We start from the raw sequence: 21,241 nt of genomic DNA on the forward strand, positions 1-21,241 counted from the left end.
CGGAAGCCACCGGCCTCCACACCAAAATCCTCTAGGAGCACACCAACATGGGCAAGATCATTGGCATCGACCTGGGCACCACCAACTCGTGCGTGTCCATCATGGAAGGCAACACCACCAAGGTGATCGAGAACAGCGAAGGCGCTCGCACCACCCCTTCCATCATCGCCTACCAAGAAGACGGCGAGATCCTGGTGGGTGCCTCGGCCAAGCGCCAGGCTGTCACCAACCCCAAGAACACCGTGTACGCCGTCAAGCGCCTGATCGGTCGCAAGTTCACGGAAAAGGAAGTGCAAAAGGACATCGACCTGATGCCCTACACCATCACGGCCGCCGACAACGGCGACGCCTGGGTGGAGATCCGCGGCAAGAAGCTGGCACCCCAGCAGGTCTCCGCTGAGATCCTGCGCAAGATGAAGAAGACCGCCGAAGACTACCTGGGTGAAGAAGTCACCGAGGCCGTCATCACGGTGCCTGCCTACTTCAACGACGCCCAGCGTCAAGCCACCAAGGACGCTGGCCGCATCGCCGGTCTGGACGTCAAGCGCATCATCAACGAGCCCACCGCCGCGGCCCTGGCCTTCGGCCTGGACAAATCCGGCAAGGGCGACCGCAAGATCGCTGTGTATGACCTGGGTGGCGGCACGTTCGACGTGTCCATCATCGAAATCGCCGACGTGGACGGCGAAAAGCAGTTCGAAGTGCTGTCGACCAACGGCGACACCTTCCTGGGCGGCGAAGACTTCGACCAACGCGTCATCGACTACATCATTGCCGAGTTCAAGAAGGACTCCGGCGTGGACCTGACCAAGGACGTGCTGGCCCTGCAGCGCCTGAAGGAAGCCGCTGAAAAGGCCAAGATCGAGCTGTCGAACTCGGCCCAGACCGACGTCAACCTGCCCTACATCACCGCTGACGCCTCCGGCCCGAAACACCTGAACGTCAAGCTGACCCGCGCCAAGCTGGAAAGCCTGGTCGACGAGCTGATCGAGCGCACCATCGCCCCTTGCCGCACCGCCATCAAGGATGCTGGCGTGGCTGTGGGTGACATCGACGACGTGATCCTGGTCGGCGGCATGACCCGCATGCCCAAGGTGCAGGAGAAGGTCAAGGAGTTCTTCGGCAAGGAGCCGCGCAAGGACGTGAACCCTGACGAAGCCGTGGCCGTGGGCGCTGCCGTGCAAGGTCAGGTGCTGGCCGGTGACCGCACCGACGTGCTGCTGCTGGACGTGACCCCGCTGTCTCTGGGCATTGAGACCATGGGCGGCGTCATGACCAAGATGATCTCGAAGAACACGACGATCCCGACGAAGTTTGCCCAGACCTTCTCCACTGCTGACGACAACCAGCCGGCCGTGACCATCAAGGTCTTCCAGGGTGAGCGCGAAATGGCCGCTGGCAACAAGCTGCTGGGTGAGTTCAACCTCGAAGGCATCCCGCCCGCACCACGTGGCGTGCCCCAGATCGAAGTCGGCTTCGACATCGACGCCAACGGCATCCTGCACGTGAGCGCCAAGGACAAGGGCACCGGCAAGGAAAACAAGATCACCATCAAGGCCAACTCGGGTCTGTCCGAGGAGGAAATCCAGAAGATGGTAAAGGACGCCGAGCTGAACGCCGCCGAAGACAAGAAGAAGCTGGAACTGGTGCAAGCCAAGAACCAGGGTGACGGCATGGTCCACAGCGTGCGCAAGTCCCTGACGGAATACGGCGACAAGCTGGAAGCCGAAGAAAAGGACAAGATCGAAGCCGCGATCAAGGACGTTGAAGAAGCCATCAAGGGCGACGACAAAGACGACATTGAGGCCAAGACCACCGCGCTGATGACCGCTTCGCAGAAGCTGGGCGAGAAGATGTACGCCGACATGCAGGCTGCTCAGGGTGCTGAAGGCGCCCAGGCTGCCGGTGGCGCCGAACAGGCCAAGCCCGCGGACGACAACGTGGTCGATGCCGAGTTCAAGGAAGTCAAGAAAGACTGATCCAGTCTGACTTCTCGCCGACAAGGCACAGGTTGCGTGAGCCCCGCGCTCAGGCCCTGTGCCTTTGTCGGATCTAGCCCGATCCGCGAAGCCCTTCGCTCAGTCTGACAAGATCATGGCAAAACGCGATTTTTACGAGATCCTCGGGGTCGCCAAAGGCGCCTCTGACGATGACATCAAGAAGGCCTACCGCAAGCTGGCCATGAAGTACCACCCTGACCGCAATCAGGGTGACAAGGCCAAGGAAGCCGAAGAGAAGTTCAAGGAGGTCAAAGAGGCCTACGAGATGCTCTCCGACCCCAAGAAGCGCGCGGCCTACGATCAATACGGCCACGCCGGTGTGGACCCGAACATGGGTGGCGGCCCGGGCGGCGGTTTCGGTGGCGGCGGTTTCGCTGACGCCTTTGGCGACATCTTTGGCGACATCTTCGGCCAGGGCGGTGGGCGCCGTGGCGGTGGACCACAGGTCTACCGCGGCAGCGACCTGTCGTACGCCATGGAGATCACGCTGGAAGAAGCGGCGGCCGGCAAGGACACACAGATCCGCATCCCCTCATGGGATGAGTGCGATGTGTGCCATGGCAGCGGCGCCAAGCCCGGCACCAGCGCCAAGACCTGCCCGACCTGTAACGGCTCGGGCACCGTCCACATGCGCCAGGGCTTCTTCAGCGTGCAACAAAGCTGCCCGCACTGCCAGGGCACCGGCAAGATCATCCCCGAGCCCTGCACCTCGTGCCACGGCCAAGGCAAGGTCAAGAAGACCAAGACGCTGGAAGTCAAGATCCCGGCAGGCATCAACGAGGGCATGCGCATTCGCTCGGCTGGCAACGGCGAGCCAGGCACCAATGGCGGCCCTCCTGGCGATCTGTACATCGAGATCCGCATCAAGCAGCACGACATTTTCGAGCGCGATGGGGACGACTTGCACTGCAACGTGCCGGTGCCGCTGACCACGGCGGCGCTGGGTGGCAGCATCGAGGTGCCGACCCTGGGAGGCAAGGCCGAGATCGACATCCCCGAAGGCACGCAGCATGGCAAGACCTTCCGTCTGCGTGGCAAGGGCATCAAGGGCATCCGCTCCAGCTATCCGGGCGACCTGTACTGCCACATCGTGGTCGAGACGCCGGTCAAGCTCACCGAGCACCAGCGCAAGCTGCTCAAGGAGCTGGACGAGTCCTTCCGCAAAGGCGGCGAGAAACACTCGCCCACGTCCAAGAGTTGGACGGATCGCGTGAAGAACATCTTCAAATAAGCGACTTTCATCACACGTGAACCATCAAGCGCCCTCCGGGGCGCTTTTCATTTGGTGTTTTCGGAAATGACAATGTGAGGCTGTACATCATTTCCAGTTCACATTGAGGTCAACATGCTGAAATCGGGTCCGTTCTGCGTCGCGTGAGCCATGAGCAAACATCCGATCAGCCTCACACTGGGCCAGGCGCGCCCCAACCTGCCGGACAGTGATCTGCGTCACTGCCAGGCCCTGATCATCGACACCAATCAGGCGTCACGCAGCCTGCTGCGCTCCATGCTGAGCGACCTGGGGCTGCAGAACATCGTGCAAGCAGCCAAGATCTCGGATGCCCGCCGTGCCCTGGAGACGCGCACCTTCGATGTGGTCATCTGCGACTACCACTTTGATGGCAGCGACATGACGGGCGCCGATCTGCTCGACGACATGCGTCGGGCCCAGCTGCTGCCCCTGTCGACCGTGTTCGTGATGGTCACGGCCGAGGCTTCGTACGTGAAGGTGGCCGAAGCGGCGGAATCGGCGCTGGACTCCTACCTGATCAAACCTCACACAGCCAACGCGCTGGCCGAGCGACTGCATCTGGCGCGCCATCGCAAGGTGGTGCTTGGCCCCATTTTTGAGGCCATTGAGCAGGAGCAGTACGAACTGGCCATGCAGCGCTGCCTGCAGCGCTTTCACGACCGGGGCGAGTACTGGGTCTATGCCGCGCGCCTGGGGGGCGAGTTGCTGCTGCGACTGGAGCGACATGACGATGCCCGCAAGCTGTTCGAGGCGCTCAGCGAGACGAAGGCCCTGCCCTGGGCCAAGCTGGGGATCGCGCGGGCGCAACTGGACGGCGGCCACCCCAAACCTGCTCGCAACACGCTGGAGAGTCTGCTGTCGGAGAACCCGGGCTTTGCCGACGCCTGGGATGTGATGGGGCGTGCCCAGCTCCAGTCTGGCGACTTTGAAAGCGCCTTGGAAACGTACAAGCAAGCCGTGGCCCTGACGCCGGCCTCGATCAGTCGCCTTCAGAAGGCGGGCATGCTGGCGTTCTATCTCGGGCACACCGAAGAGGCCAACCGGGTGCTGGAGAAAGCCACCAGCCTGGGCCTGAGTTCCAAGATGTACGACCACCAGAGCCTGGTGATGCTGGCCATGCTCAGACTGGCCGAGCGGGACTCCAGGGGCTTGCTGCGCTGCCTGAACGACCTTGGTCATGCGGTGATGAAGCGCCCCTATGAGCCGCGCCTGCAGCGCATGAAACTGTTGGTGGAGGCCATGGACATGGCCCTGAACCAGAGGCCGGACGAGGTAACCCGGATCCTGGGTGGCATGTCGCGTGAGTTCACCTGGCCCGACTTCGATTTCGAGGCGGCCAGCAATGTCTTGAGCCTGCTCGCCCGCTTGCACGATATGGGCATGGCCCTGCCGGAAGCCGACGAATGGATCCGCATCATCGCCCTGCGCTTCTGCACTTCCAAGGCATCCAGCGACATGCTGGCCATCACGGTGCAAGCGGCCGAAGAACATGCCAGGCTGATCGCCCAGACCTATCAAACCATCACCGACACGGCCGAAAAGGCGCTGACCCATGCCAAATCGGTGTCAGCTGAAGAGGCCATCCGCTCTCTGCTGGCCTCGGGGAGCCAGACCGGCAACGCCAAGCTGCTGGACCTGAGCGACATGATGATGAACCGCTACCGGGCGGACATCCCCGAGGCGGAGGCACTGGCCGAGCAGATCACGGCCTTGCGTGAGCAGTACTGCCGCCACGTGCTGCACGTACAGCTCGGCTCGACCACCGGCCGTCAGGCGGGTGGTCTGAACCTGCGCAAGTGATCAGGCGTCGTTCTTGACGCAGTCCACGTAGTAGCGCTTGCCGCCACCCGGCAGGTCCTCGGCGACGAGGCCGTGCACATCGGTGGCGAAGCCGGGGAAGGCGTCGTTGAAATCGCGGGTGAACTTCAGGAAGTCGACGATCTTCTTGTTGAAGCGCTCGCCCGGGATCAACAGCGGGATGCCCGGAGGATACGGGGTCAGCAGCGCGGTGGTGATGCGGCCTTCCAACTGGTCGATGTCCACGCGCTCGGTCTGGCGACGGGCGATGCAGGCGTAGGCGTCCGACGGCTTCATGGCCGGCTCCAGGCCCGACAGGTACACGTCGGTGGTCAGGCGGGCGATGTCGCCGCTGGCGTAGGCTTCGTGCACGCTCTGGCAGAGGTCGCGCAGGCCCATGCGCTCGTAGCGCGGGTACTTCTTGCAGAAGTCCGGCACAACACGCCACAGCGGCTGGTTCTTGTCGTAGTCGTCCTTGAACTGCTGCAGCGCGGTCAGCATGGTGTTCCAGCGGCCCTTGGTGATGCCGATGGTGAACATGATGAAGAAGCTGTAGAGGCCCGTCTTTTCAACGACCACGCCGTGCTCGGCCAGGTACTTGGTGACGATGGATGCCGGGATGCCGGTCTTGGCGAACTTGCCCGACACGTCCAGGCCCGGGGTGATGATGGTCGACTTGATGGGGTCGAGCATGTTGAAGCCATCGGCCAAGTTGCCGAAGCCGTGCCACTTCTCGTTGGCCTTGAGCACCCAGTCAGAGGGCTTGCCGATGTCGTCGGCCGTGATCTTGTCCGGGCCCCAGACCTTGAACCACCAGTCCTTGCCGTATTCCTTGGCCACCTTGCGCATGGCACGGCGAAAGTCCAGCGCTTCCTTGATGCTTTCTTCCACCAGGGCGGTGCCGCCCGGGCGGTCCATCATGGCCGCGGCCACATCGCACGAGGCGATGATGGCGTACTGCGGCGAGGTGGAGGTGTGCATCAGGTAGGCCTCGTTGAAGAGGTTGCGGTCGAGCTTGACCTGCTGCGAGTCCTGCACCAGCACCTGCGAGGCCTGGCTGATGCCGGCCAGCAACTTGTGGATCGACTGGGTGGCGTAGACCACGGCCTCTTTGGGGCGAGCGCGGTTCTTGCCCATGGCGTGGTAGGCGCCATAGAACTTGTGGAAGGCGGCGTGGGGCAGCCAGGCTTCGTCGAAATGCAGGGTGTCAACCCAGCCGTCGAGCATGCCCTTGATGGTTTCGGTGTTGTAGAGCACGCCGTCGTAGGTGCTCTGGGTCAGCGTCATGATGCGCGGCTTGGCGGTCTTGGGGTCGACACCCTTGAGCAGCGGGTTGTTGGCGATCTTCTTGCGGATGGCCGCCGGCTCGAACTCGCTCTTGGGGATGGGGCCGATGATGCCGAAGTGGTTGCGAGTGGGCGTCATGAAGACGGGGATGGCCCCGGTCATGATGATGCTGTGCAGGATGGACTTGTGGCAGTTTCGGTCCACGATGACGATGTCGTCGGGGGCCACAGTGTGGTGCCACACCATCTTGTTGGAAGTGGACGTGCCGTTGGTGACGAAGAAGCAGTGGTCGGCGTTGAAGATGCGCGCGGCGTTCTTCTCGGACTCGTAGACCGGGCCGGTGTGGTCGAGCAGCTGGCCGAGTTCTTCCACGGCGTTGCAGACGTCGGCGCGCAGCATGTTCTCACCGTAGAACTGGTGGAACATCTGGCCCACGGGGCTCTTGAGGAAGGCGACGCCACCGGAGTGCCCAGGGCAGTGCCAGGAGTAGGAGCCGTCCTGGGCGTAGTCCATCAGTGCCTTGAAGAACGGGGGGGCCAGACCGTCGAGGTAGCTCTTGGCTTCACGGATGATGTGACGCGCCACGAACTCGGGCGTGTCCTCGAACATGTGGATGAAGCCGTGCAGCTCGCGCAGGATGTCGTTGGGGATGTGCTCGGAGGTGCGCGTCTCGCCGTACAGGTAGATGGGGATGTCGTTGTTCTTGAAGCGGATTTCTTCAATGAACTTGCGCAGGTTCAGCACGGCCGGGTCCAGATCAGGACCTTGGGTGAACTCTTCGTCGTCGATGGACAGGATGAAGGCGCTGGCGCGGCTTTGCTGCTGGGCGAACTGCGAAAGATCGCCGTAGCCGGTCACGCCCAGGACTTCAAATCCCTCTTTCGTGATGGCATCGGCCAACGCGCGGATGCCCAGGCCCGAGGTGTTCTCGGAGCGGAAGTCCTCGTCAATGATGACGATGGGAAAGTGAAATCGCAGCATGGGCCACCCACCAACAAGAAGTGCAGAAAAATGCGAAGTGTAGGCGTCTTGCATGTCATCTGCCTACCCTGTGCGCGCGATATGATGAATTTGGTCGGCCTCTGCCTGGATGCAGAGGACAGAACAAGAATTGAAGGAGTGTTTTGTGGACGAAAGTACGCAGTGGTGGCTGATGGCAGGCGTGCTGGTGGTGGCCGAATTGGCAACCGGCACGTTCTACCTGCTGATGATTGCGCTGGGGGCTGCGGCAGGCGCCTTGGCCGCACACGCCGGACTGGACACCGAGCTGCAGTTGACTGCCGCTGCCGTGGTGGCGGCCCTGACCGCCGGGGGCTGGTATGCCTGGAAACGTCACCGCCAGCAGCGCCAGGGCGACCACCCTTTGGGCGCCCAGTCAGCCCCGGACCTGGAACTGGACTTGGGCCAGGTGGTGCAGGTTGGCGCCTGGGAAGCCGATGGCACAACCCAGGTGTCTTACCGTGGCGCCCCCTGGCGCGCCCGTTTGAAGCAGCCTTCGGGCACCTTGCCCGAACCGGGCGCCTATCGCATCTGCGCCATGCAGGGCAATCTCCTTCTACTTGAAAAGGTCTGACAACATGGAAATCGCCATCCTCTTTCTCATCATCGCCGTGGTGTTCGTGGTGCAGTCCGTCAAGGTCGTGCCACAGCAAAGCGCCTGGGTGCTGGAACGCCTGGGCAAGTACCACGGCACGCTGACCGCCGGACTGAACGTGGTCCTGCCTTTCATTGACCGGGTGGCCTACAAGCACTCGCTCAAGGAAGTGCCGCTGGATGTGCCCAGCCAGGTCTGTATCACCAAGGACAACACGCAGCTGCAGGTGGACGGCATCCTGTACTTCCAGGTGACCGATGCGATGCGGGCGAGCTATGGCTCGTCGAACTACATCGTCGCGATCACGCAGTTGGCGCAAACCACCTTGCGTTCGGTGGTGGGCAAGATGGAGCTGGACCGAACCTTCGAGGAACGCGATCTGATCAACGCAGCCGTGGTCAATGCGCTGGACGAAGCGGCGCTGAACTGGGGCGTGAAGGTGCTGCGCTACGAAATCAAGGATCTGACCCCTCCGACAGAGATCCTGCGCGCGATGCAGGCGCAGATCACGGCCGAGCGTGAGAAGCGCGCGCTGATTGCGGCGTCGGAAGGCCGTCGCCAAGAGCAGATCAACATCGCGACGGGTGAGCGCGAGGCCTTCATTGCCCGCTCCGAGGGTGAAAAGCAGGCCGAGATCAACAAGGCCCAGGGTGAAGCTGCGGCCATCACCGCGGTGGCCGACGCCACGGCCGATGCGATTGCCAAGATTGCCGCCGCCATCCGCCAACCGGGCGGCCAGGACGCCGTGAATTTGAAGGTCGCCGAGAAGGCGGTGGAAGCCTATGGGCAGTTGGCCCAGAAGAACAACACGATGATCGTGCCGGGCAATATGAGCGAGGTGTCGGCCTTGATTGGCACGGCCATGACCTTGCTGAAGAAGCCCGGGCAGGCCTGATCCGGATCGGATGCGCAGGAGCAACTGATGAGCGTGGCGTTGACCCCTGGTCGCAATGTGCTGGGCGGGCCCCTACGGGCCTGCTCGTATGACCCGGTGACCGGCTACTTCCGGGATGGGTGCTGCCGCACGCGAGGCGATGATGCCGGCCTGCACGTGGTGTGTGCCCGCATGACGCAGGCGTTTCTGGACTTTTCGCGCAGCCGGGGCAATGACCTGGTCACCCCACGACCGGAGTGGCGCTTTCCGGGCTTGAAGGCCGGTGACCGCTGGTGTCTGTGCGCGCACCGCTGGCGAGAGGCCTGGGAGGCGGGCGTGGCCCCACCCGTGTCCCTGGAGGCCACGCACGAACAGGCACTGGACGTGGTGACGCTGGAGATGCTCAAGTCGGCGGGCTTGGAGTCGGGCAAACCGGCGTTCTGATCCACTGAGCGCATTTTGGAAGAACGGCAGCCATGTGAGCTGCCGTTTCCATTTGTGACGGTCGGTCTCTGGACGTGGGCTGCAGCGCACAGTAAGATACTGTACAAATACACAGTGTCGCATCATGTCTGCCCTGAAATCCCTGGTTCATGCCGACCGCAGCGCCCTCACGCCTGCGGCGCTACCGCCGCATCTGGCGGCCCTGGTGTGGCGCGGCGAAGTCATGGGGCACCACCAGGCGTCGGTGTTGAGCAGCGGACATGCGGCCCTGGATGCGGTTTTGCCTGATGAAGGCTGGCCCTGTCACAGCCTCACGGAGATCCTGCAGGCGCAGGCCGGCCTGGGAGAGTGGCGCCTGCTGACCCCGGCCCTGGCACGCCTGACGGCGCAAGGCGGATCGGTGTTGTTGATTGGGGCGCCACGTTTGCCTTATCTGCCAGGTTTGGCGCGTGAGGGCATCCAGCCTGAGCGGGTGATCCGCATCTACGCCGATGCCCCTGCGGAGCGTCTGTGGGCCACCGAGCAGGCCTTGAAAGCGCAGTGTGTGACGGCGGTGCTGAGTTGGTTGCCGCAGGCCCGGCCGGAGCAGATCCGGCGCTTGCAGGCTTGTGCGGCTCAGCACCCCGGTTTGTTTTTTGCCTTCCGCCCGGTGCGTGCGGCCCAGGAGTCGTCGGCCGCGCCCTTGCGCCTGCATCTGTCCTTGGGGCCCTGCCCCCATCCCCTGGAGGTGCATGTGATCAAACGCCGTGGGCCTTTGTTGGCGGAGCCGATTGTGTTGTCGCATTGGCCCCGCGGCTTGGCCGAATTGTGGTCCGTGCCAATAGGGGCCATCCCCTCGGCGCGGCCCCTGGCGGCAGACATGCCCGCCGCCCTCCCGGCCACCCAGCCCAACCGCCGTGGCGAAGCGTCCACGTTGACACAGAGATCTCATGCAGCACTGGATGGCCTTGTTGCCCGCCTCTCGGCATGACGCGCAGGACAGCGCCTCACCACCTGCCCCCATGCTGGGCGCACAGCACCTGGGTTGGTGGGCCTTGCAGTTCACCCCCCGCGTGGCGCAACTGGAAGAGGCGGTGGTGCTGGAATACCGCGCGTCCGAGCGTCTGTTTGGAGGCGCGCGCACCTTACGCACTCGTTTGACCGATGGGGCTCAACGACAAGGCGCGGCAGCCTGGGCGTTTGCGCCCCATGCTTTGGCTGCGCTGTGCCTGGCGCGGCATCGCCTGAACACGGGCCAGGCACCTGCGGAGAACACCGTCCCTGATGCGGTGGCGCAGACGCTGGACGCCCTGCCCTTCGACACCTTGAGCGCGCTGCGCCCCCACGCCAGCACCCTGGCGCGCCTGGGGTGTCGCACGCTGGGCGATATCCGGGCGCTGCCCCGTGGCGGGGTCAGCCGGCGTTTCGATGCGGCCACGCTGCGGGCGCTGGACCAGGCTTATGGGCTCAGCCCCCTGCCCTTGTCCTGGTTGACGCTGCCCGAGGTGTTCAACGAGCGGCTGGAGTTGCCCGGTCGGGTGGAATCGGCGATGGCCTTGCTGCATGGTGCGCGCGTGTTGCTGCATCGGCTGTGCGCCTGGCTGGCGGGGCAGCACGCAGGGGTCGAGTCGTTCACCCTGCGCTGGCACCACGGCCAGCAGCGGCATCAAGCCCATTCAGGGCAACACACCGTGCGCTTGTCCAGTCCGTCGCGCGATGTGCAACGGCTCGCATCATTGCTCAGCGAGCACCTGCAACACCTCCGCCTGGACGCCCCGGTGGAAGAGCTCAGCCTGCGGGCCGAGCAGATCGCCCCGCTGGTGACGCACAGCCACAGCCTGTTCCCCGAGCAAGGTGGCGAGCAACTCACCGCCCAGCCCGGCAGCCTGCTCACCCCGGCCGCACAACGGGCCCAGCGCGAGACCCTGTGGGCACTGCTCGATCGCCTGGGCGCCCGCCTGGGGGCCGAACGTGTGCAGACGGGGCAACTCCACGCCGACCACCGGCTGGAACATGCCCAGCGTTGGCAAGCGGCCTTACCACCCTCACCGGGCGCACAGGCCCCGTCCGTCGCCCAGCACCAAGCCCTGTCTCCCTGGCCTCAGCCCAGTTGGATGCTGGAGCCTCCTTTGCCCTTGACCATGGTGGCCGATGCCCAGGGGCTGCGCGAGCACCCGCACTACCAAGGGCGACTGCACTGGCTGGCCGGCCCTCACCGGGTCGAAGCCGGCTGGTGGGATGCTGCCTTGCCAGACGGTGCCTGCGCACGCGACTATTACCTGGCCAGCAGCCCAGGTGCCGGTCTGCTGTGGGTGTTCCGTGCCAGACACACCGGCAACACATCCACCCCGGCGTGGTTTCTACATGGCCTGTTTGCCTGACGTATGGTGAGGCCTGCCATGAACCGCGCCCTCCTTCGCGCGACACCCCTGCCTGACTACGTCGAGTTGCATGCGGTCTCGAACTACTCCTTCTTGCGCGGTGGCTCGCACCCGGAAGAACTGATCGAACGGGCCCTGGCCCTGGGCTATCGCGGCCTGGCCTTGACCGACGAGGCCAGTCTGGCCGGCGTGGTGCGCGCCCATCTGGCCTTGCGCAAGGCACGGGAGGCCTGCGTGCCCGGGGCCGACACCTTCCAGTTGCTGCTGGGCAGCGAGTTCGACGTGGCGGACGCAACGCCTTTCAAACTGGTGGTGCTGGCCTGCCATCGCATTGGCTACGGCCTGCTCTGCGAGTTCATCACCCGACTGCGTCGCGCCGGCCAAGGCAAAGGCCTCGCCCCTTTGTCCCGTGAGGACATCCGGCCTTCGGCCTGGGGCGACTGTCTGGTGCTGCTGATCCCACAACGACACAGCGCCCCCGAAGTCGTGGCCGAGCAGGCACGCTGGTTGCGCCGCCTTTTTGCCGACCGATGCTGGCTGGGCGTGGCGCTCCACCACCATCTGGACGATGCCGTGTGGTTGCGCACGCTGCGTGGCATTGGCGAGGCCGAGCAAGTACCCCTGGTGGCCACGGGCGACGTGCACATGCACCTGCGCTCTCGCAAGCCCTTGCAGGATGTGCTCACCGCCACCCGCCTGGGGCGTCCGCTGAGCGACTGCGGCCTGCAACTGGAGCGCCACGCCGAACGCCACCTGCGCAGCCGACTGCGACTCGCCCAGCGCTATCCCGCCGACCTGCTGCAAGCGACACAGGACGTGGCCGCACGCTGTGCCTTCAGCCTGGACGAACTGCGCTACGAATACCCGGACGAAGTCGTGCCCGAGGGGGAAACGCCCGGCAGTTACCTGCGTCAAAGCAGTGAAGCTGGCTTGAACAGGCGCTATCCCCAGGGCGTGCCGCCTCGGGTACGTGCCCAGTTGGACGCCGAGCTGGCCTTGATCACAGAACTCGGCTATGAAAAGTACTTCCTGACGGTGTACGACATCGTGTGCTTTGCCCGCTCGCGCCACATCCTCTGCCAGGGCCGAGGCAGCGCGGCCAATTCGGTGGTGTGCTACGCCCTGGGCATCACCGAGGTCGACCCCGAGCAGAGCACCTTGCTGTTCGAGCGCTTCATCTCACGCGAGCGCAACGAGCCGCCAGACATCGACGTGGACTTCGAGCACGAGCGCCGCGAAGAGGTCATCCAGTATCTTTACCGCCGCTATGGGCGCGACCGGGCCGCGCTCACCGCCACCGTCATCACCTACCGCACGCGCAGCGCCCTGCGCGACGTGGGCAAGGCCCTCGGCTTCAGCCTGGACGAGATTGAGCGCACCAGCGGCAACCTGCAATGGTGGGACAGCCACGCCGCCCTGGCCGAACGCCTGCAAGAGGTCGGACTGGACCCCAGCACACGCCGCGTGCAGCAGTGGCTGGAACTCACGCGCACCCTGGTGGGTTTTCCACGCCACCTGAGCCAGCACACCGGGGGCTTCGTGCTCTCACGCGGGGCGCTGTGCCGCATGGTGCCGATCGAAAACGCCAACATGCCCGACCGCAGCGTCATCCAGTGGGACAAGGATGACCTGGACGCGCTGGGCCTGCTCAAGGTGGACGTCCTGGCGCTGGGGATGCTCACCGCGCTGCGCAAGGCCATGGACTTCATCGGTCAATGGCGGGGCCAGCCCTTTGACCTGCCCGACATCCCTCGTGAAGACCCCGCGTGCTACGAGATGATGTGCCGGGCCGACACCATCGGCGTCTTCCAGATCGAAAGCCGGGCGCAGATGAGCATGCTGCCGCGCCTCAAACCCCGCCAGTTTTACGACCTTGTGGTGGAAGTGGCCCTGGTGCGCCCGGGACCGATCCAGGGCGGCATGGTCCACCCCTATCTGCGGCGGCGTCAAGGGCTGGAGCCCATCGACTACCCGCGCGGCCTGCAAGCGGCCTTGAAACGCACCCTGGGTGTGCCGATTTTTCAGGAACAGGTCATGCAGATCGCGATGATCGCGGCGGGCTTCACCGCGGGCGAAGCCGATGACCTGAGGCGCTCCATGGCCGCCTGGCGACGCAAGGGCGATGTGCACAAGTTCAAGGAGCGCATCAAGGCCGGCATGCGCGCCAACCAGTACAGCCCCGAGTTTGCCGAGCAGATCTGCCAGCAGATCGAAGGCTTTGGCTCCTACGGCTTCCCCGAGTCGCACGCGGCCAGCTTTGCCTTGCTGGTGTACGCCAGCGCCTGGATCAAATGCCATGAACCCGCAGCCTTCCTGGCCGGCCTGCTCAATGCGCAGCCGCTGGGGTTTTACTCACCCAGCCAGTTGGTGCAGGACGCCCGCCGACATGGCGTGGAGGTGCGTCCGCCCGATGTGAAGTGTTCGACCTGGGATTGCAGCCTGGAGCCGGGCACTCCGCCCAGCGAGCCGGCGGTTCGACTCGGCTTGTGCTTGCTCGCCGGGCTGTCGCCCGACGTGGCGCAACGCATCGTGGCGGCACGAGCACAAGCGCCCTTCACCGACGTGGACGATCTGGCCCGCCGCGCCGACCTCGATCAGCGAACCTTGCGCGCCCTGGCCGCTGGCGATGCGTTGATGAGCCTCTCCGGCCACCGCCGCCAGCAAGTCTGGGAGGCTTCGGCCCTGCACCGTGCGCCTCCGCTGTTGCTCGAGGCCCCGGTGGCCGAAGCCCCATTGGCACTGCCTGCCGCCCCCGAAGGCGAAGAGATCGTGTTCGACTACGCCTCGCAGGGCCTGACGCTGCGCCGACACCCTTTGGCTTTACTCCGCCCACAGTTGAGTGCCCAGCGCCTGCTCAGTGCCGCCGAGTTGCATGATTTTCCGAACGGGAGACTGGCGCGCGCCTGCGGCATCGTCACCGTGCGGCAACAACCGGGCACCGCCTCGGGCGTGGTCTTCGTGACGCTGGAAGATGAAACCGGCACCGTCAACGTGATCGTGTGGCCGGCCCTGAAAGAACGCCAGCGGCGCGAGTTGGTGCACTCGCGGCTGCTGGCGGTCTATGGGGTGTGGCAGCGCGAAGGCGAAGTACGCCACTTGGTGGCACATCGCCTTCGCGACCTGACGCCCCTGCTGGGGCGCCTGAGCACCCACAGCCGGGACTTTCACTGACGCGGGCGCGTCAGTGTCAGCGCATCAGCGCTTGCGGGCCGGCGGCAAGTCGGTGCAACTGCCGTGGGCTGCTTCGGCACACAGGCCAATGCTTTCACCCAAGGTCGGGTGCGGGTGGATCGTCTTGCCGATGTCGACCTCGTCGGCCCCCATCTCGATGGCCAGCGCGATTTCACCGATCATGTCGCCCGCATGGGTGCCGACGATGCCGCCCCCCAGGATGCGACCATGGCCGTTGGCCTCGGGGCTGTCATCGAACAGCAGCTTGGTGAAGCCTTCGTCGCGACCGTTCGCAATGGCGCGGCCCGAAGCCGACCACGGGAACAGCCCCTTCTTGACCTTGATGCCCTGGGCCTTGGCCTGATCCTCGGTCAAACCCACCCACGCCACTTCCGGATCGGTGTAGGCCACGCTCGGGATCACACGGGCGTCGAACTGGGCCTTGGCCAGCTTCTCATCGCCCAGCAGTTCACCCGCCACCACTTCGGCGGCCACATGCGCCTCGTGCACCGCCTTGTGAGCCAGCATGGGCTGCCCCACCAGGTCGCCAATGGCGAAAATGTGCGGCACGTTGGTGCGCATCTGAACGTCCACCGGAATGAAGCCACGGTCGGACACGGCCACACCGGCCTTGTCCGCGTCGATCTTCTTGCCGTTGGGCGTGCGACCCACCGCTTGCAGCACCAGGTCATAGGTCTGCTCGCTCAGCGTGCCATCGGCCGCCTCGAACTTCACCTTGATGCCTTCGGGCGTGGCCTCGGCCCCCACCGTCTTGGTCTTCAACATGATGTTGTCAAAGCGCGGCGCGTTCATCTTCTGCCAGACCTTGACCAGATCCCGGTCAGCGCCCTGCATCAGGCCGTCCATCATCTCGACCACGTCCAGACGCGCACCCAGCGTGGAATACACCGTGCCCATTTCCAGGCCGATGATGCCGCCGCCCACAATCAGCATCTTCTTGGGCACGCCCTGAAGCGCGAGCGCACCGGTCGAGTCCACGATGCGCTCGTCTTGCGGGAAGAACGGCAGACGCACCGCCTGCGAACCCGCCGCGATGATGGCGCGCTTGAAACGCACCACCTTGGCCGCACCGGTCTTCTCCTGGCCCGCACCCGTGGTCTCTTCGACCTTGAGGTGATACGGGTCGAGGAAGACGCCATAGCCGCGCACGGTCGTGACCTTGCGCATCTTGGCCATGGCCGCCAGGCCGCCGGTCAGCTTGCCGATGACCTTTTCCTTGTGGCCACGCAGCTTGTCGATGTTCACGCTGGGCTCGGCGAACTCCACGCCGGCATCGGCCAGGTGGCGGACCTCGTCCATCACAGCGGCCACGTGCAGCAGCGCCTTCGATGGGATGCAACCCACGTTCAGGCACACGCCGCCCAGGGTCGCGTAGCGCTCGACGATCACGGTGTTCAGGCCCAAGTCGGCCGAACGGAACGCGGCCGAGTAGCCGCCCGGGCCACCGCCCAGCACGACCACATCGCATTCCACGTCCACCGGACCGCCGTAGCTGCCGGCCGGTGCAGGTGCCACCACCACAGGCGCAGCAGGTGTGGCCTGAGCGGCCGGCGCCACCACAGGAGCCGCCACCGGCGCAGCAGCGGCCCCTGCCTCGGCGCTGTCCAGCGTCAGGATCAGCGTGCCCTGGTTGATCTTGTCACCCAAGGCCACCTTGAGCTCCTTCACCACACCGGCGTGCGACGAAGGGATCTCCATCGAGGCTTTGTCAGACTCGACCGTGATCAGGCTCTGCTCGGCCTTCACCGTGTCGCCGGGTTTGACCAGCAGCTCGATGATGGCCACGTCCTTGAAGTCGCCGATGTCGGGAACTTGTACGTCAATCAATGCCATGTCGTTCTCCCGATCACAGCACGATGCGGCGGAAATCCGCCAGCAGCGACGCAAAGTACACATTGAAGCGGGCGGCCGATGCGCCGTCGATGACGCGGTGGTCCCACGACAGCGACAGCGGCAACATCAGGCGCGGCTGGAAGGCCTTGCCATCCCACTTCGGCTCGATGGTGCTCTTGCACACGCCCATAATGGCCACTTCAGGCGCATTGATGATGGGTGTGAAGTACTTGCCGCCGATGCCGCCCAGCGACGAGATCGAGAAGCAGCCACCGGTCATGTCGGCCGGACCCAGCTTGCCGTCGCGGGCCTTCTTGGCCAGCTCCGACATTTCCTGGCTGATCTGGAAGATGCCCTTCTTGTCGGCATCCTTGATCACCGGGACCACCAGGCCATTGGGCGTGTCCGCCGCAAAGCCGATGTGGAAGTAGTTCTTCAGCACCAGTTGATCGCCGTCCAGCGAGGCATTGAACTCGGGGAACTTCTTCAAAGCCGCCACGGCCGCCTTGATCATGAAAGCCAACATCGTGACCTTCACGCCCGACTTCTCGTTTTCCTTGTTCAACTGAACACGGAAGGCTTCCAGCTCGGTGATGTCCGCATCGTCGTGGTTCGTCACGTGCGGGATCACCACCCAGTTGCGATGCAGGTTGGCACCCGAGATCTTCTTGATGCGCGACAGGTCCTTGCGCTCGATCGGGCCGAACTTGGCAAAGTCCACCTTCGGCCAAGGCAGCAGCCCAGGGAAAGCGCCTTCCGATGCTGCGGCGGCCGGAGCCTTGGCTTGTTGGGCCGAGGTCTGCAAACCACCCGTCATCACGTTGCGAACAAAGCTCTGCACGTCAGACTGGGTGATACGACCCTTGAAGCCGGAGCCCTTGACCTCGGCCAGCGGCACACCCAACTCGCGCGCAAACTTGCGGATGCTGGGGGATGCGTGCGGCAGCGCGGCCGATGGTGTGCCTGGCTGGTGGGCCGGCAGCGTCGCCACAGCCGAAGCGGCCACAGCAGGCGCAGCCAAGGCAGCAGGTGCTACCGCTGCCACAGGCGCACTGGCCGCAGGAGCAGTCGGGGCAGCAGCCGGTGCAGCCACCGCGCCAGCAGCGCCTTCCAGCACCACGATCGGTGTGCCCTTGGCCACCTTGTCGCCCAGCTTCACCAGCAGGCTCTTGACCACGCCAGCGTGCGAAGACGGAATCTCCATCGACGCCTTGTCCGACTCCACGGTGATCAGGCTTTGCTCGGCCGTCACGGTGTCGCCCACCTTGACCAGCAACTCGATCACGGCCACTTCATCGAAGTCGCCAATGTCCGGCACCACGACCTCGATCGGGCCAGACGCGGATGCTGTAGCCACCACAGGCGCGGCCACGGCCGCGGGTGCAGCCGCTGCAGGTGCCGCAACCGGTGCCGCCACGGCAGCGGTCGCCGCAGCCGGCGCCGATGCCACCGCAGCGCCTTCGGCCGTCTCCAGCATCAGCACCACCGAGCCTTCGCTCACCTTGTCGCCCAAGGCGACCTTCAATTCCTTCACCACGCCAGCGTGGGAAGACGGGATCTCCATCGAAGCCTTGTCCGACTCCACCGTGATCAAGCTCTGCTCGGCCTTCACGGCATCACCAGCTTTCACCAGCACCTCGATGATCGCCACTTCATCAATGTCCCCAATGTCAGGGACCTTCACTTCAATCAATGCCATTTTGTGTCTCCATTCAGGACGACGTCATACGTTGGTTCGACAGCCCCCCGCCCGCGCACATCGGTGGCGCAGGGCTGGGGCCTCGGTTCGGTGTCTGAGAGCCTCAGGCGTACAGCGGATTGACCTTGTCGGCCTTGATCCCGTACTTCTGAATGGCCTCGGCCACCTTGGCCAGCGGCAACTTGCCATCGTCGGCCAGCGCCTTGAGGGCGGCAACCACGATGTAATGGCGATTGATTTCGAAGTGCTCGCGCAACTTGCTGCGGAAGTCGCTGCGACCGAAGCCGTCCGTGCCCAGCACCTTGTAGCTGCGGCCCTTCGGGATGAAGGGACGGATCTGCTCGGCGTAGGCCTTCATGTAGTCGGTCGAAGCGACCACCGGGCCGTCGAACGGCTGCAGTTGCTGCGCGACGAACGATGCCTTGGGCGTTTCCAGCGGGTGCAGTAGGTTGTAGCGCTCGGCGTCCTGGCCATCACGGGCCAGTTCGTTGAAGCTCGGGCAGCTCCACACGTTGGCCGACAGACCCCAGTCGGACTCCAGCAGCGCCTTGGCCGCGATCGACTCGCGCAAGATCGTGCCCGAACCCAGCAGGTTCACGCAGGTCTTGCCGGCGTCGCCTTCCTGCAGCAGGTACATGCCCTTGAGGATCTGCTCTTCCGTGCCCTGCTTGAGGCCCGGCATCGCGTAGTTCTCGTTGAGCAGCGTCAGGTAGAAGAACACGTTCTCCTGGTTCTCGACCATGCGCTTGAGGCCATGGTGCAGGATCACGCCCACTTCATGCGCGAACGACGGGTCGTACGACACGCAGTTCGGGATGGTGCCCGCCAGGATGTGGCTGTGGCCGTCTTCGTGCTGCAGACCTTCGCCGTTCAGCGTGGTCCGGCCCGAGGTGCCGCCCAGCAGGAAGCCGCGCGCCTGCATGTCACCTGCCGCCCAGGCCAGGTCACCGATGCGCTGGAAGCCGAACATCGAGTAGTACACGTAGAACGGGATCATGATCCGGTTGCTCGTGCTGTAGCTCGTCGCGGCCGCAATCCAGCTCGACATGCCGCCGGCTTCGTTGATGCCTTCTTGCAGGATCTGACCGGCCTTGTCCTCGCGGTAGTACATCACCTGGTCCTTGTCGACCGGGGTGTACTGCTGACCAGCGGGGTTGTAGATGCCGACCTGACGGAACAGGCCTTCCATGCCGAAGGTGCGTGCCTCGTCCACCAGGATGGGCACCACGCGGGGGCCCAGCGCCTGGTCACGCAGCAACTGTGTCAGGAAACGCACATAAGCCTGGGTGGTGGAAATCTCGCGGCCTTCGGCCGTCGGCTCCATCACTGCCTTGAAGGTCTCCAGTGGCGGAATGGTGAACTGCTCGTCGGCTTTCACACGGCGGTGCGGCAGGTAGCCACCCAGTGCCTTGCGACGCTCGTGCAGGTACTTCATCTCCGGCGAATCTTCCGAAGGCTTGAAGAACGGGATCTTCGGCAGCTCACTGTCCGGAATCGGCAGGTTGAAGCGGTCGCGGAAGTGGCGGATGTCCTCGTCCGTCAGCTTCTTGGTCTGGTGAACGGTGTTCTTGCCCTCACCGGCCTTGCCCATGCCATAGCCCTTGACCGTCTTGACCAGCAACACGGTCGGTTGACCCTGGTGGTTCACAGCGCGGTGGAAAGCGGCGTACACCTTCTGCGGATCGTGGCCACCACGGCGCAGCGCGAAAATCTGCTCGTCGGTCATGTCGGCCACCAGGGCCGCCACACGCGGATCACGCTCGAAGAAGTTCTTGCGGACAAAGGCGCCATCGTTGGCCTTCATGGCCTGGTAGTCACCGTCCAGGATCTCCATCATGATCTTGCGCATGAGGCCATCCTTGTCCTTGGCCAGCAGCGCATCCCAGTCACTGCCCCACAGCAGCTTGATCACATTCCAGCCGGAGCCGCGGAACTCGCTTTCCAGCTCCTGCACGATCTTGCCGTTGCCACGCACCGGGCCGTCCAGGCGCTGCAGGTTGCAGTTCACCACGAAGATCAGGTTGTCGAGCTTTTCGCGCGCAGCCAGACCAATGGCGCCGAGCGATTCGGGCTCGTCCATCTCGCCGTCACCGCAGAACACCCACACCTTGCGCTTGCTGGTGTCGGCCAGACCACGGGCGTGCAGGTACTTCAGGAAACGCGCCTGGTAGATCGCCATCAAGGGGCCCAGGCCCATCGACACCGTCGGGAACTGCCAGAACGACGGCATCAGCTTGGGGTGCGGATAGCTCGACAAGCCCTTGCCGTCCACTTCCTGGCGGAAATTCAGCAACTGCTCTTCGGTCAGGCGACCTTCCAGGAAGGCGCGGGCGTACACACCGGGCGAGACGTGGCCCTGGAAATAAATGCAGTCGCCGCCGTGGTATTCATTTTCCGCATGCCAGAAATGATTGAAACCGGCGCCAAACAGGCTGGCCAAGGAGGCGAAAGAGCCGATGTGACCACCCAGATCCCCACCGTCTTCGGGGTTATGGCGGTTGGCTTTGACCACCATCGCCATCGCGTTCCAGCGCATGTAAGAGCGCAGGCGCTCCTCAATCTCGATATTGCCAGGACAGCGGGCTTCGTCTTCCACCGGAATGGTGTTGACATACGCCGTGTTGGCCGAGAAAGGCATGTCGATCCCTGCCTGGCGGGCATGGTCGAGCACGTTTTCAAGGAGGTGGTGGGCGCGATCGCGGCCCTCGGTGTCGATGACGGCGGACAGGGCGTCCAGCCACTCACGGGTTTCTTGGGGATCCTGGTCCTGAGGGGCGGACGCCATGGGATCTTGAGCAGACATGGGTTGAGTCTCCAGATTGTTGATAGCGGCGACCATCCATTTAAGGGTGGTCACCAGGGCTTCGGTCCGTGGGTAAACGGCAAAGCCCCGACACTACGAATCGTTT

Annotated in this window: 13 protein-coding genes; 9 read left to right on the plus strand and 4 right to left on the minus strand. The window is 64.2% G+C overall.

Translation table 11 applies throughout. The features are described 5' to 3' along the window. Positions 1–47: 47 nt before the first annotated feature. From dnaK to RBT42_RS00720, 3 genes are all read left to right on the plus strand, one after another. Positions 48–1,979 (plus strand): molecular chaperone DnaK, encoded by a 1,932-nt coding sequence (dnaK, locus tag RBT42_RS00710; RefSeq protein ID WP_320361679.1) that lies wholly within the window; start codon positions 48–50, stop codon positions 1,977–1,979. A 115-nt stretch (positions 1,980–2,094) separates the two neighbouring features. Then, positions 2,095–3,231, plus strand: coding sequence for a molecular chaperone DnaJ (dnaJ, locus tag RBT42_RS00715; RefSeq protein ID WP_320361680.1), 1,137 nt, complete (start codon positions 2,095–2,097; stop codon positions 3,229–3,231). 150 nt (positions 3,232–3,381) lie between these two features. Further along, the gene (locus RBT42_RS00720; protein WP_320361682.1) at positions 3,382–5,052 is read left to right on the plus strand and encodes a response regulator; all 1,671 of its coding nucleotides are present in this window, start codon (positions 3,382–3,384) and stop codon (positions 5,050–5,052) included. On the opposite strand, the gene RBT42_RS00725 is transcribed toward RBT42_RS00720, so the two are convergent. Continuing rightward, positions 5,053–7,317 carry an arginine/lysine/ornithine decarboxylase gene (locus RBT42_RS00725; RefSeq protein ID WP_320361683.1) on the minus strand — a complete coding sequence of 755 codons (2,265 nt, stop codon included), beginning with the start codon at positions 7,315–7,317 and terminating at the stop codon, positions 5,053–5,055. A 145-nt stretch (positions 7,318–7,462) separates the two neighbouring features. Between RBT42_RS00725 and RBT42_RS00730 the strand changes: the two genes are divergently transcribed. From RBT42_RS00730 to RBT42_RS00755, 6 genes are all read left to right on the plus strand, one after another. After that, positions 7,463–7,909 (plus strand): NfeD family protein, encoded by a 447-nt coding sequence (locus tag RBT42_RS00730; RefSeq protein ID WP_320361685.1) that lies wholly within the window; start codon positions 7,463–7,465, stop codon positions 7,907–7,909. Between the two features lie 4 nt (positions 7,910–7,913). Further along, positions 7,914–8,825: a stomatin-like protein gene (locus tag RBT42_RS00735; RefSeq protein WP_320361686.1), complete on the plus strand. Its 912-nt coding sequence runs from the start codon at positions 7,914–7,916 to the stop codon at positions 8,823–8,825. A gap of 27 nt (positions 8,826–8,852) precedes the next feature. Continuing rightward, entirely contained in the window at positions 8,853–9,248 is a 396-nt protein-coding gene (locus RBT42_RS00740; RefSeq protein WP_320361688.1) for a DUF2237 domain-containing protein, read from the plus strand. A gap of 124 nt (positions 9,249–9,372) precedes the next feature. Then, positions 9,373–10,218 (plus strand): translesion DNA synthesis-associated protein ImuA, encoded by an 846-nt coding sequence (gene imuA / locus RBT42_RS00745; RefSeq protein WP_320361690.1) that lies wholly within the window; start codon positions 9,373–9,375, stop codon positions 10,216–10,218. Beyond that, positions 10,178–11,608: a DNA polymerase Y family protein gene (locus RBT42_RS00750; protein WP_320361691.1), complete on the plus strand. Its 1,431-nt coding sequence runs from the start codon at positions 10,178–10,180 to the stop codon at positions 11,606–11,608. Before imuA ends, RBT42_RS00750 begins: the two co-directional genes overlap by 41 nt. Positions 11,609–11,626: 18 nt before the next feature. After that, positions 11,627–14,779 (plus strand): error-prone DNA polymerase, encoded by a 3,153-nt coding sequence (locus RBT42_RS00755; protein ID WP_320361693.1) that lies wholly within the window; start codon positions 11,627–11,629, stop codon positions 14,777–14,779. A 24-nt stretch (positions 14,780–14,803) separates the two neighbouring features. Here the strand turns inward: RBT42_RS00755 and lpdA are convergent, their stop codons facing one another. From lpdA to aceE, 3 genes are all read right to left on the minus strand, one after another. Next, positions 14,804–16,633, minus strand: coding sequence for a dihydrolipoyl dehydrogenase (gene lpdA, locus RBT42_RS00760; protein WP_320361695.1), 1,830 nt, complete (start codon positions 16,631–16,633; stop codon positions 14,804–14,806). A gap of 13 nt (positions 16,634–16,646) precedes the next feature. Next, the gene (aceF, locus tag RBT42_RS00765; protein WP_320361697.1) at positions 16,647–18,332 is read right to left on the minus strand and encodes a dihydrolipoyllysine-residue acetyltransferase; all 1,686 of its coding nucleotides are present in this window, start codon (positions 18,330–18,332) and stop codon (positions 16,647–16,649) included. Positions 18,333–18,435: 103 nt separating this feature from the next. Then, on the minus strand, positions 18,436–21,135 hold the full coding sequence (aceE, locus tag RBT42_RS00770; protein WP_320361699.1) for a pyruvate dehydrogenase (acetyl-transferring), homodimeric type: 2,700 nt from the start codon (positions 21,133–21,135) through the stop codon (positions 18,436–18,438). Between the last annotated feature and the right edge of the window lie 106 nt (positions 21,136–21,241).

The sequence above is a fragment of the Aquabacterium sp. genome (assembly GCF_034003525.1).
Taxonomy (GTDB): Bacteria; Pseudomonadota; Gammaproteobacteria; order Burkholderiales; family Burkholderiaceae_C; genus Aquabacterium.